Origin of the sequence: Mycobacterium sp. (assembly GCF_052144515.1) — a bacterium.
Lineage (GTDB): Bacteria > Actinomycetota > Actinomycetes > Mycobacteriales > Mycobacteriaceae > Mycobacterium.
The window spans coordinates 1-12,764 of record NZ_JBKQQD010000178.1 but is presented as its reverse complement, the minus strand read 5'-3'; the positions used below and the strand labels follow the sequence as shown (position 1 = coordinate 12,764).

The window sequence follows — 12,764 nt, the reverse complement described above, 5'->3', positions numbered from 1 at the left end:
GCTCGACCTCGGTGGCGTCAGTACGCGAAGCGGTTCAGCACGTCGTAGTTGCCGGCGGGCGTCGCAGCGTGCAATTTGTAAATCAACCGCAATGGTGTTGATTCGATCTTCGGGTAGCCGGCCAGTACGGACGTCTGCTCGATAAATCGCAGCCTCGGGTTCCACGTTTCCAGGTCGCGGATGTTGCGGATGCCCCATTTGATGATGCCTTTGGTGAGTACGTTCGACAGCACCGGTGCCAGTTGCGAGAGCGTGTCGAACTGCAATTCACCGGTGTCGAACCGATCGGTCAACCGCTCAAGCAGCTGCCGGACTTCGCTTTCCTGCAAGTACATCAACAGACCCTCGGCAACGACGAGCGTGGGGCGCCCAGTCGGAATTTGATCCAGCCACTGCGGATCGGTCACCGACGAACCGATCATCCGGTAGCCCTCGGTGTCTTCGTACAGTCGGCGACGCAAGTCGATGACCGCCGGCTGATCGACGTCGAACCACAGCACCGACGGCGCTGGGGCAAGCCGAAATGCGCGGCCGTCGAGGCCGCAACCGAGGTGCAGGACCACCGCGTCAGGATGGCGCGCAAGAAAATCGACACACCAGTCGTCGAGCTGCTTGGCGCGCAACGCGACCAGATACTGGTTGCCTGCCGGCAGCGATGTCCGATGTATGCGCTTGAAGTCATACTCGATGCGGTCGACCGCCTCCGCAGCTGTGTGGTCCCCTAAAACCGGTTGCCGTGAGCGGCTTTCATAAGCGCGCAGGTACAGAGTGACCAGACTCGTCCATTCCACCGAACCCCAACCGACTGAACTGAAATCAACTTTCGCCGCCGTCACGTCTGCCTCCTGCCTACCGGTGTTCGGTCGAACTCGTCATCAGCCGGTCACGATAGTCCTGCGAAACCCATTACCCTCAAGGGGTTTGGACTTCATGACAGGGTTGCCGAGGTAAAGGCTTTCGAGATCCCCGACAACTACGTGCTGGGCAGCGTCGGCAGTCCCTCGGCATGGAAGTCGCTGGCGGCAGCGGCGATTCCCTGCTGGGTGCCGCTGACCAGATCGTGCCCCAGGGCAACGGTGGCGGCGTGCGGCGGCAAGAACCCGAACGGGGTGTTCACGTTGGCCGGCCCTATCGAATAGCCATAGGCCGGGTCGCCGTACCCCCAGTTGACCAGATAGGTCAAATCGGGTTGCAGCAGGTCGGCAAGCGGGTTCCCGATGTATGGGATTGCCCGCACCGGGTCCAACAGCGGCAGGTTCTCGGTGGGAATCATGTAGTAGGTGGTCATCGTCGGTCCTGACGTCGACAACTCAATAGCCGACGCGACCTGTGCAGCCGTGAACGTTGGATAGGCGTTGTGCACATAAATGATGCCCATCACGGCATTGAGGTCGGCGAACACATCGATTGGGTACCGCGGGACGTCCGCGAAGCCGTCGTATTCCCCGGTGTAAATCACGGTCGGATAGTCGTTCACCGGGGTACCGCCGGAGAACATCGCACCCAGACCCGGCAAGCCCAGACCGGGAAAGCGCGTGAACATTCCGCCGTTGGGATTCATCGGATCCCCGATCAGCACGAAGTTCACATCTGTACTCGGGATGCCGGCGGCGACGAGTTTCGGCATTTCCAGCGAGGCGATCACCGCGCTCTGCGAGTAGCCGAAAACGTTGATGTGGGTGATCCCGTTGTCATAGGCCTGCAATATCGCGTTGTTCAGGATCGTGACGCCCTGGCTCACCGACTGGTCGAGGGTCAGACTCTTGACACCAGTAATCGGAAATAACTGCTCGGGCGTGGTCAAGGCCTGGAGGTTGCTGGTAGTGAAGTTGGGGGAAATGTAAAGGTTGTAGACCTCGCTCAGATACTGCGGTGACGGTGTCGGCACGTCGGTGAGGCCCATGATCAAAGAAATGCCGACGGACGTGGGCTCGGAGTGCGCCAATGCCGCCTCAGTCGCCGCCGCCACACTCGCCGCTGGGCTGGTCAGCGGCGCGGCCAACGCCTTGGACGCTGCGGCCTCGGTCTCCGTGTAGGCGTTGGCAGCGGCGGCCAGCAACCGAGCAAACTCGTCGTGAAACGCTCCCGCTTGCTTGATAACCGCCTGGTACTCCCGGGCATATGAGTTGAACAGGGCCGCGGTAGATGCCGATACCTCATCGGCCGCTGCCCTCAGCACACCGGTTGTGGGGCCCGCCGCAGCCGCGTTGGCGTCGTTGATCGCCGAACCTATTCCGGCCACATCGACGGCGGCAGCCGCCATCGCCTGCGGCTGCGCGAGCATGTTCGTCATCAGCTCGCCTTTCCCACGACCCAGCGCCCTGTTGTGTCGACCCGGCGATGGTCAAATTGATGACGAACCTGCCCATCGCTAAGCCGGCACTCAGCAACCGTAGAGCGATCCCGCCGGTTTGTCTGGCCTTCACGTGTTGTTCCGCCTGAAGGCGCTGGTCAGAATGCGTCGGGGTCCCGCTGTATTTCGATGGGTACGGGATGGCTATACAAGCGCGAGGCGTTAGCCCAGGTGATCTTGCGAATTACCTCTTGCGGCAGATCGCCGATTTCTTCGTGGATCGTTTGTTGGGTGTGCGGCCAGGTCGAATCGCAATGCGGATAGTCGGCTTCCAACATGATGTTGTCGACACCAATCCGGTCGCGTTGCACGAAAGACGACTTGTCCTCCACCGCGCAGAACCAGAAGTTGCGCGTGAAAACCTCTGCGGGAGTTAACTTTTCGCCCAATTCCTGCCAGGTGCCATACATCGCATGATAGCTGAGCATGTGGTCCAGTCGATCCAGCAACCCCGCAACCCAGCCGATTCCGCCTTCTGACAAGCAAATCTTGAGATCGGGGAACCTGCTGGGCAGGCCGGAATACAACCAGTCGACCGCCGCCGAAATGGCATAGGCGAAGAACAGCACGCCCTGCACATCCGGCGGCGCGTCCTCGGTGGTGGACGGCGAGGAACCGGACGATCCGATGTGCAGATTCACGACGGTGCCCGTCTCGGCGCATGCGGCGATCATCGGATCCCAGTGACCCGAGTGAATACTCGGCAAGCCCAGCATCGCTGGGTTCTCACTGAACGTGACGGCGTGAAATCCGCGCTCGGCGTTCTCATAGATCATGGTTGCGCCCAGCTCCGGGTCGAGCAGCCACGGCAACTGACAGGGGACGATCCGGTCCGGGTACGAGCCTGCCCAGACCTCGAGGTGCCAGTCGTTCCATGCGCGGACCGAGGCCAACGCCAGGTCGCGATCCTTGGTCACCTGCTGTAGCCGCTGGCCGGCGAACCCTGGCAGGAACGACGGAAAGTTAAGCGACGCGTAGATGCCGTTGAGATCCATGTCTTTGACGCGTTCATGGATATCCCATGCGCCCCTGCGCATTTCATCGAATCGGACCGGCTCGAAGCCATACTCTGACACCGGTCGCCCGACCACGGCGTTGAATCCCACATTGGGCAATTCCTGCCCGTCGTAGACCCATGTCTGTCCGCCCTCATCGGTGTCGACGACTTTGGGTGCGCGATCGGCGAACTTGCGCGGGAGCCGTCCGGTGAAGGTGTCCGGGGGTTCGACGATGTGATCGTCGGCCGAGATCACCGTGTACCGGCGTTGCGCTCGCGGCGGGTCCGGCAGAAACGTGACCGAACGGTCCTCGCCGGTCTTGGCGGTGGTGAAGTTCAGGTTCGCGGCCAGCTCGTCGATCGATTTCATCGTCGGCAATCTCCTTATGATGGCGCGAGCGGTCGCAAAAGTACCCAATTCGTGCCGAATTCGGGTGCTTTTGCGTCTGCTCGCGAATCAGCTGAGCACATCGGCATCCGCTTTGATGGTCATCCGCGCCGCCCCCGCCCAGTAGACGTCGGCAGCGCGTTCGGTGAGCGATCTTTGCATGCCCGCCATGTCCGACCAGTTCATCTTCACCGGCTCGTTGCCGGTGAGCATGACGTCATAGGCCAGTTTGCATACCCGTTCGATCGACGCCGCTCGGTACACGGCCTCGGCCAGGTTGCGACCGGTCACAATGACACCGTGATTAGCCAAAATGGTCAGGTTGGCGCCGCCGATGCGGGCCGCGAGATCTGCCGCGCGGGCGGGGCTGTCGATCTCACCGTCGTAGGTGTCGACCAGGCACAAGTCGTCCAGGAACAGCGAACCGGTCTGGTGCACCAGTTCGGGCAGCCGGCCCAGCGCGGCAAGCACACACACGTAGTAGGGGTGATTGTGAATCACGACCCGGGCGTCGTCGCGGACACGGTGCAGCTCGGTATGGATGTGTATCGCCGGAGTGACGTCCCAACGACCGCGCACCACCCGCGCGTCGGCGTCTACCACGCAGATATCCGATGCGGTGAGCTCGGCCCACCACAGTCCCCACGGATTGACGAACATGTCCGTCTGTCCGTCGGGCTGCCAGGTGATGTGTCCGGCCATATTCTCGGCGAAGCCGATGGCGGCCAGATGGCGGAAGGCCACCGCGAGCGCCTGCTCGTTGGACAGCTCGACTCCGATCGGGGGCACCACCGACGGCGCCCACACCTCCAGGCCGCCGCGCCGCGCGTTAGGAGAGTTCATGATCGGCCTCCATCCTGATTCGAATATCCTTACGGAGCTCGCCTTTAGCGATCTTCCCACCGGACGACCGGGGTAGTTCGCCGACCACGATCAGTCGTTCGGGCAGCAGTTCCTTGGAAACTCCCAGCGCCAAGAGATGCTCGACGAGCTCGGGTAGCTCGACGGTGTGGGAATGAGCGAGTTCGGTGTAGACACAGACCTTTTCGCCGAACACCGGATCGGGCATCGCGACGGCTGCCGCCACCGCGATCGCGGGGTGGGTTGTGACGGCGTCCTCGACCTGCGCCGCGCTGATGTTCTTGCCGCCCCGCAGGATGAAATCGGAGGTTCGGCCGGTGACGGTCAAATAGCCATCGGCATCGATCTCGCAGATATCACCCATCCGCATCCACCCGTCGCGGGTGAACAGCTTGTCGTGGTCGGTACCCCCGAGGTAGCCGAGGCTCGTCGCCGGCCCCCGGCACGCCGGTTGGCCGCGTCCCGTGTCGGTGACGTCCTGATCGCCGTCGAAGAGGCGCACCGCCATTTCCGGCACGATGCGGCCGCAGGTACGCAGCCGTCGTTGCAGCGGGTCGTCCAACGTGGTCCCGCTCAGCAGGCCGGTTTCGTTCGAGCCATAGAACTGCAGAATCTTCGCGCCGGTGAGTTCCTCGAACTCCGCGGCGGGCCGATACGGCAACGCCTCGCCGCCGGCGAACACGATCCGCAGCGAGCTCAGGTCGTAGTCGCGGCACGCGGAGTCGGCCATCAGCATCGTCAATTGCGTGCTGACACAGCACAATACGGTGGCCTTGTGACGGGCTATCGCCTCGCATGCCGCCTTGGTGGTGAACCGCTCCAGGAGCACCGAAGTGGCCCCGAGGTAGATCGGGGTGGTGTGGCTGGTCCATATTCCGAAGCCGAAAGGCATTGGTATGACCGGCAAAAAGATGTCGTCTGACGTCAGTAGACCGTTGGCGACCGCCTTCTGGTGAAAGTAGTGCCAGCGGTTCTGGGTGTGCACGACGCACTTGGGCAGCCCAGTCGTCCCGGAAGTGGAATTGATCAGAAAGACGTCGTCGGCGCCGAGTTGCGACTCGATCGCGACCGTCTTGGCCTCCGCGTCGGTGCTCAGGCGCACCGCGTCGGCTTCACGTCCCATGGTCAGCACGGACACCGGCACCCCGACGATAGTGGCGGCCGCATCCGCCGCGATACCGCGCCGCTGCTGATCGCTGATCAGCACCTTCGGCCGCGAACTGCGCAGTATCTGGGCGACCTCGCGGCTGCCGGCGCGGGCACCAATGCCGACGACGACAGCGCCGCAGCGTTCGACTGCGACGAACAGCACGTGGACGGCGGCCGAGTCCCCGTGCCACACCCCAACCCGGTCGCCGCGCGCCACACCGACGCCAGTCAGCTGCTCCGCCAGAGCGTCCGCCGCATGGTCGAATTCGCGCCAGGTTAGCGACAAACCGGGATGATCGATATAGGCGAGGCGGTCGGGTGACCGTTGAGCATTACGCCGCACCGCGTCCGAAAGCGTCGAGTAGGACCACCAGCCTGCCGCGCGAAACCGGACCGCGTCCTGCGCGGTGAATGCGGGCGACACCCCGGCGTGAAGTGTATCCAGCGCACCGACGCTCATCAGCAAATGATAGGAAACCAGCGACGCCGCGGGTGATGGCGGCGGGGGCTGGTCCAAGCTGGTCCAAGGCAATCCGCACCAAACACGGACGCTGCGGCGACGAGCGCCGATATACTGACCCGGGCGGGGGCAAGGAGATCGCGATGAGTTTCACCAGGCGGACATGGGCCGCGGTTGCCGTCGGGGTGTTTGTGCTGACGGCTGTTCCCGAGGTCTTCGCCACGATCCGCCCACCGGGCGTTGCACGTGCGGACGTATGCGTCAACGCCGGCAGGCGCGTTTCGGTAAGCGGGTGCACCAACGTCGCCGACGCGGTTGCTCCCTATGCTGCGCCGCCCGCCGCCTACGCCCCGATGCCGGAGGATTACCCCCCGCCTCCCCCGCCACCACGTGTCAACGTGTGCGCCAATGTCGGCCGGCGCGTGAGTGTCAGCGGGTGTGTCTGAGCCACCCTGGCTTAATCGCAATCAGCCTTCGTCGACACATCGCGCTGCCAAACGGGGCGAGCAAGGCTGGACGCCGCGTGCCACAACCCTGAGCGCGACGTGCCCACTGGTCACGGACGCTTGTCTATAAGTAAATTTCTGTTAACGTGACCTCCATCTAGTCACCGATGAGAGGATCGTCATGACCACTGGTGTCCACGTGGTTGGCGTCGGGATGATTCCGTTCACAAAGCCCGGTAAAAGCGCGAGTTATTCCGAGATGGGTGAGCGAGCGGCCCGCGCGGCGCTCACCGATGCGGGCGTCGACTACACGCAGATCCAGCAGGCCTATGTCGGCTATGTATATGGGGATTCAACGGCTGGCCAGTCAGCGCTATATGGGCTTGGGCAGACCGGGATTCCGATCGTCAACGGACATGGCCGCCGCGGCCGCGAACAACGTCTACGAGGCGGCCGGCGTGTCGCCAGAGGATATTCCCGTGGTCGAGCTGCACGATTGCTTTACCACGAATGAGTTCCTGAGCTACGAGACCCTGGGCCTGACGCCGGTGGGCACCGCGGAGAAGTTCGTGCGAGACGCCGACAACACCTACGGCGGTCGCGTCGTCACCAACCCATCCGGCGGCCTGCTGTCCAAGGGGCATCCGCTGGGGGCGACCGGCCTGGCGCAGTGTGCGGAGCTGGTGTGGCAACTGCGCGGCCAGGCCGGCGCGCGCCAGGTTGACGGCGTCACCCTCGCGCTGCAGCACAACCTCGGTCTCGGTGGCGCCTGCGTTGTCACGCTTTACCAGAAGGTGGACGCTCGATGAGCATCGATCGTTCGTTCATCGGCCGGGAGTCTCCGGCCGTGTCGCTGCTGGTGACCCGCAGTCGGCTGCGCAATTTCGCCAAGGCGACCGGACAGGATCAACCGGTCTACACCGATGTGGATGCGGCCAAGCAGGCCGGATACCGGGATCTGCCGGTGCCGCCGACCTTCTTCTTCGGGATCGAGCTGGAGGCGCCGGACCCGTTCGCGTTCGTCACCGAACTGGGTGTGGACCTTCGTACCGTGTTGCACGGCGAGCAGAAGTTCGAATATCGGCAAATGGCTTATGCCGGCGACGAGTTAACCGCGACGAGCCGCATCACCGACATCTACAACAAGAAGGGCGGGCTACTCGAATTCGTCGTGCGCGAAACCACCGTCACCAACCAGGACGGTGCCGTCGTCGTTGTGATGCGTAACTCTACAGTGGTGCAGAACCGGCGCGCGAAGGAGAACTGATGACCACGTTCGCCCCCGAGGTCGGCGCCGAATTGCCGCCGCTGCGGATCGATCCGATTTCGCGGACCACGCTGGCACTGTTCGCCGGCGCCTCCGGCGACCACAACCCCATTCACATCGACCTCGATGTCGCGCGATCCGCCGGGCTCGACGACGTATTCGCGCATGGCATGCTGTCGATGGCGTATTTGGGCCGGCTTCTCACCAATGTTGTTCCACAGCAACAACTTCGCTCGTTCCAGGTGCGGTTCACCTCGATCACCCCGGTGCACGGCCAGCCGACCTGCACCGGCACCGTCACCTCGATCGACGAGGTGAACGGCGAACGGCAGGCCACTCTTGATCTCCAGGTCAGCCTCCCCGACGGCACGGTGACGCTGCTCGGCAGCGCCGTCATCGCACTCAGCTGAACAACCGCACGAAACCCGAGAGGACAACGAAAATGGGAAAGCTGGACGGCAAGACCGCGATTGTGAGCGGCTCCGGCCGCGGTATCGGACGGTCGATCGCCCTCAAACTGGCCGCCGAAGGCGCCAACGTCGTGGTCAACGATCTCGACACCGACCCGGCCAACGCGGTCGTCGAGGAGATCACCAAAGCCGATGGCAGCGCGGTGTTATGCGCCGGCAGCGTCACCGCGGAAGGCTTCGGCGAACGGTTCGTCGGCACCGCGACCTCCGAGTTCGGCGGTCTGGACATCGTCATCAACAATGCCGGCTACACCTGGGACTCCGTCATCCAGAAGATGGGCGACGACCAGTGGGACGCGATCCTGGACGTGCATCTCAAGGCGCCCTTCCACATCCTGCGTGCCGCTCAGCCGGTGATCAGTAAGGCGGCCAAAGCGGAGAAGGAGGCAGGTACACGGGTGCATCGCAAGGTCGTCAACATCTCCTCGGTGGCGGGTCTGTACGGTAACGCCGGGCAGATCAATTACTCGTCGGCCAAGGCGGCCATCATCGGCATGACCCGCACATTGTCCAAGGAGTGGGGCCGCTACAACGTCAACGTCAACGCGGTGGCATTCGGGTTCATCGAGACACGGTTGACTTCCGCAGCCGCAGACGGCAACTCGACCATCGAGATCGAGGGTCGGGAAATCAAGGTCGGCGTCAACCCCGGCCTGCTGGCCGCGGCGCAAATGATGATCCCGCTCGGCCGGCCGGGTACCCCGGACGAGGCCGCGGGGGCGGTGGTCATGCTGACCTACCCCGAGGCCGACTACGTCAGCGGCCAGATCCTGGTGGCCGGCGGCGGATTCGAGGCCTGACCGCCTATGAACACCACCGACACGACCTACACCAGCGCGTGGCGCGACCACGAGGTCGCCGCACTCGGCGAGCTCGCGGACAAGTTCTTCGCCAAAAGTCTTGTACCACATAGAGACCGGTGGGATGCACAACAGCACGTCGATCGGGAGGTCTGGCTGGAGGCCGGCAAACTCGGGCTGCTGTGCTGCTCGATCCCCGAAGAGTATGGCGGCGGCGGTGGCAGCTTCGCCCACGACCTGGCCGTGATCGAAGCGCAGGCTCGTGCGCTCGACAGCGCCTGGGGCAACTCGGTGCACAGCGGCATCGTGGCGCACTACATCCTGGCCTACGGCACCGAGCAACAGCGGCGACGCTGGCTGCCGCAGATGGCCAGCGGTGACATGATCTCCGCGATCGCGATGACCGAACCCGGCGCCGGCTCCGACCTGAAGAGCATCAAGACCACCGCGCTGCGCGACGGCGACGAGTACGTCATCAACGGCGCCAAGACCTTCATCTCCAACGGATCGCTGGCCGATCTGATTGTCGTGGTGGCCAAAACCGACCCGAAAGGTGGCGCCAAGGGGATCTCGCTGATCGTCGCCGAGACCGCCGAGCTGCGCGGATTCACCCGCGGCCGGATTCTGGACAAGGTGGGCCAGCACGGCGCCGACACCTCGGAGTTGTTCTTCGAGAACGCACGGGTGCCGGCCGACAACGTCCTAGGCGGCGTCGAGGGCAAAGGCTTCGCCCAGTTGATGACCCAGCTAGCGCAGGAAAGGCTCACCATCGCTGTGAGCGCGGTCGTCGCGACGGAGGCCGCCGTCGCGGAGACGATCGCCTATACCAAGTCGCGCAACGCCTTCGACAAGACTCTCTTCGATTTCCAGAACACGAAGTTCACCCTGGCCGAGTGCCAGACCCAGGCGCACGTGGCCCGGGTGTTCCTCGATTCGTGCATCGAACGGCACCTGCGCGGCGAGCTCGACGCGACGACGGCGGCGATGGCCAAATGGTGGCTGACCGAACAGCAATGCCAGGTCATCGACCGCTGCCTGCAACTGTTCGGCGGCTACGGGTACATGCGCGAGTACCCCATCGCGCGCATGTACGAAGACGCGCGGGTGCAGAAGATCTACGGCGGAGCGAATGAGGTCATGAAGGACATCATCGCCCGGTCCCTCTAAAGCGACCGCGAGAACCATCGCACCGGAGGTGTCATGTCAGTTCCCGCGGTGACGGTCCGCCGGCGACCCAAAGATCGCAAAGACCAGATCGTCGATGCCGCTCGGCAACTGATCGTTGCGCGTGGCTACCGCAATGTGTCGATGGCGGAGATCGCCGAGGCCGTCGGTATCACCGCCGGCGCGCTGTACCGGCACTTCTCGAACAAGGCTGTGTTGCTCGGCGCCGTGATCGACAAGAGCTTCGACGACGTGATCGTAGCTACCGACCAACGCGACCTGATCCTGCAGGACGTGCTGACGATGGCGTGCGAGCAGGTGGTGACCCGACGTGACACCGGCGCGCTGTGGTGGAGGGAATCGCGCTACCTGGAAGCCGACACGGGCGCCCGGCTACGTCGGCGGCTTCGCGACAACAATCGCAGCTACCAGAGCCTGATCGAAGCCGAGCGTCCTCGTTTGCCGGCTGCGCAGGCGCAGCGGTTGGCGTGGGGGGTTCAATCGATTCTGGCCAGTCCGAGCTTTCACACGACGAAGCTTCCGCACGCGGACTTCGTCGCACTGCTGAGGGCGGCGTGTCGCTCGCTCTGCGCAGCCGAACTCGGTCCACCGCCACCGCCGGCGCCCGCCCGACCTCGACAGCGACATGGCGTGCTCGAGCCGGTGTCCAAACGCGAGAGCCTGCTGACGCATGCGATAACGCTGTTCGAACGCAACGGTTTTCAGGCGACCTCTCTCAACGAAATCGGGACGGCTGCCGGAGTTACCGGCCCCAACCTCTACAGCTATTTCGCGAGCAAGGCCGACATCCTGGAAACCGCGACATCGCGTAGAGTGAGTGCGCTCTGGCTGCTGCTGAACAGGGTACTGCGGGACAATGACGAGCCCGCCGGGGCACTTCGCGATCTGGTGCGCGGATACATCCAACTGGCTCTGGATCGAACCGTTTTGGCCTCACTGCTGCTGTCCGAGCAACAAAACGTCGACGACGTCACGCGTAATCGGCAGCGCGAGTATGTCGCGGAATGGGTAGCGCTACTGCGTGCTTCGCGGCCCGCGATCGGTGAGCGGGCGGCACGGGTGTTGGTGCACACCGCACTGGCCGTGATTCACAACATGACCCAAATCGGGCGAGAGCAGCACGATCCCACATTCGCTGATGATCTCGCCGCCATGGCGACCGCGGTGCTGTTCTCCCCCGCTGAATAGAAGGTCGAGGTAATCCCGTACATGTCCGAACGATTCATCCGACGTGAAGACCCGGCTCCCGGAGTCGCTCGGGTCGTGCTGGCCCGGCCCGAGATGCGCAACGCGCAAAGCCCCGAACTGTTGTACGAGCTGGACGCCGCGTTCGCGGCGGCAACCGCCGACAGCGCGATCAAGGTGATCGTGCTCGCCGCGGACGGCCCCGACTTCTCCTCCGGCCACGATCTGCGGGCCGGGTTCTATCTACCGTGCGCACCGGCGGCGACAATGGCGGCTGGACTGGACGCCGGAGGCGCAGAGGGGCACTACGCCTTTGAATGCGAGGCCTACCTCGGACTGTGCAGGCGATGGCGCGAGATTCCCAAGCCCACGATCGGGCAAGCGCATGGTCGCACCATCGCCGCCGGGCTGATGCTGCTGTGGCCGATGGATATCATCGTGGCAGCTTCCGATGCGACATTCTCCGACCCGGTGACGGCTTTCGGGGTGAACGGCGTCGAATACTTCACGCACGCTTGGGAACTCGGCGCGCGAAAGGCCAAGGAGATTCTGTTCACCGGCCGCGCGCTGACCGCTCAGGAGGCGCGCGAGGTCGGCATGGTCAATCACGTCGTCGCCCCGGCGGACCTCGAGTCGTTCACCACCAAGCTGGCGACGCAGATCGCCGCGCGTCCGGCCTTCGGGCTCCGGCTCGCGAAGGAAAGCGTGAACCGCAGCCTCGACGCTCAGGGCCAATCCACGGCCCTGGACGCGGCGATCGCGCTGCACAACCTGGGGCATGCCAGCAACCTGGCGCGCTACGGGCAGATCGTCGACCCGACCGGCGCCGAGGTCATTCGGGCCGGCGCGAAGCGCGCAACCGAAACCGGCTTGCCCCTGCCGGGACAGCCGGCGAACGGGTAGCTCGCCCACGCCGGAATTTGGTAATCCCTTGTGTCACTTCAGCTTCAGTAGTCCCAGCTCAGGTATCTTTGTCGGAGGGTGTTCGTAAAATTTGAGGCATGGGTTCGAGTATGCGTGAGGAGATCGTCGGGGTCTTCGATGCGCTCGATGACGATATGGACCGCTTGTTGGAGTTGTCCTTTGATGTGTCGTCACACTGTGGTTTTTGTTGATTGTCATGATCAGAACAGTCCTTGTTGGGGGGCTGGGGGCTGGATACGCAGGCCTTTTCCGCGTCCGGTACGGATGTGGACGGCTTGG

12 protein-coding genes and 1 pseudogene are annotated in these 12,764 nt (G+C 63.7%); 8 read left to right on the top strand and 5 right to left on the bottom strand.

The genetic code is table 11. The features are described from left to right. Positions 1-17: 17 nt before the first annotated feature. The 5 genes from ACLP9N_RS11865 to ACLP9N_RS11845 all read right to left on the bottom strand — a co-directional run bounded on the left by ACLP9N_RS11865 (position 18) and on the right by ACLP9N_RS11845 (position 6,208). The gene (locus tag ACLP9N_RS11865) at positions 18-836 is read right to left on the bottom strand and encodes a class I SAM-dependent methyltransferase (RefSeq protein WP_442407588.1); all 819 of its coding nucleotides are present in this window, start codon (positions 834-836) and stop codon (positions 18-20) included. A 137-nt stretch (positions 837-973) separates the two neighbouring features. Then, a complete protein-coding gene (locus ACLP9N_RS11860; RefSeq protein ID WP_442407587.1) occupies positions 974-2,293 on the bottom strand; it encodes a PE family protein in 1,320 nt (439 codons plus the stop codon). A gap of 158 nt (positions 2,294-2,451) precedes the next feature. After that, positions 2,452-3,720, bottom strand: coding sequence for an amidohydrolase family protein (locus ACLP9N_RS11855; protein WP_442407586.1), 1,269 nt, complete (start codon positions 3,718-3,720; stop codon positions 2,452-2,454). A gap of 87 nt (positions 3,721-3,807) precedes the next feature. Then, positions 3,808-4,581 carry a class II aldolase/adducin family protein gene (locus ACLP9N_RS11850; protein ID WP_442407585.1) on the bottom strand — a complete coding sequence of 258 codons (774 nt, stop codon included), beginning with the start codon at positions 4,579-4,581 and terminating at the stop codon, positions 3,808-3,810. Continuing rightward, complete coding sequence (locus ACLP9N_RS11845; RefSeq protein WP_442407584.1) at positions 4,568-6,208, bottom strand: class I adenylate-forming enzyme family protein; 1,641 nt, start codon at positions 6,206-6,208, stop codon at positions 4,568-4,570. Before ACLP9N_RS11845 ends, ACLP9N_RS11850 begins: the two co-directional genes overlap by 14 nt. A 143-nt stretch (positions 6,209-6,351) precedes the next feature. Between ACLP9N_RS11845 and ACLP9N_RS11840 the strand changes: the two genes are divergently transcribed. The 8 genes and pseudogenes from ACLP9N_RS11840 to ACLP9N_RS11805 all read left to right on the top strand — a co-directional run bounded on the left by ACLP9N_RS11840 (position 6,352) and on the right by ACLP9N_RS11805 (position 12,464). Continuing rightward, a complete protein-coding gene (locus ACLP9N_RS11840) occupies positions 6,352-6,654 on the top strand; it encodes a hypothetical protein (RefSeq protein ID WP_442407583.1) in 303 nt (100 codons plus the stop codon). Between the two features lie 181 nt (positions 6,655-6,835). After that, positions 6,836-7,463: pseudogene (locus tag ACLP9N_RS11835) on the top strand (thiolase C-terminal domain-containing protein). Beyond that, a complete protein-coding gene (locus ACLP9N_RS11830; RefSeq protein WP_442407582.1) occupies positions 7,460-7,921 on the top strand; it encodes a MaoC family dehydratase N-terminal domain-containing protein in 462 nt (153 codons plus the stop codon). The pseudogene ACLP9N_RS11835 and the gene ACLP9N_RS11830 overlap by 4 nt, the downstream one beginning before the upstream one ends. Then, a complete protein-coding gene (locus ACLP9N_RS11825) occupies positions 7,921-8,331 on the top strand; it encodes a MaoC/PaaZ C-terminal domain-containing protein (RefSeq protein WP_442407581.1) in 411 nt (136 codons plus the stop codon). Before ACLP9N_RS11830 ends, ACLP9N_RS11825 begins: the two co-directional genes overlap by 1 nt. A 32-nt stretch (positions 8,332-8,363) precedes the next feature. After that, entirely contained in the window at positions 8,364-9,191 is an 828-nt protein-coding gene (locus ACLP9N_RS11820; RefSeq protein ID WP_442407580.1) for an SDR family NAD(P)-dependent oxidoreductase, read from the top strand. A 6-nt stretch (positions 9,192-9,197) separates the two neighbouring features. Beyond that, entirely contained in the window at positions 9,198-10,358 is a 1,161-nt protein-coding gene (locus ACLP9N_RS11815; protein WP_442407579.1) for an acyl-CoA dehydrogenase family protein, read from the top strand. Between the two features lie 33 nt (positions 10,359-10,391). Further along, on the top strand, positions 10,392-11,564 hold the full coding sequence (locus ACLP9N_RS11810) for a TetR/AcrR family transcriptional regulator (RefSeq protein ID WP_442407578.1): 1,173 nt from the start codon (positions 10,392-10,394) through the stop codon (positions 11,562-11,564). Positions 11,565-11,585: 21 nt separating this feature from the next. Then, complete coding sequence (locus ACLP9N_RS11805) at positions 11,586-12,464, top strand: enoyl-CoA hydratase (protein ID WP_442407577.1); 879 nt, start codon at positions 11,586-11,588, stop codon at positions 12,462-12,464. Positions 12,465-12,764: the final 300 nt, after the last annotated feature.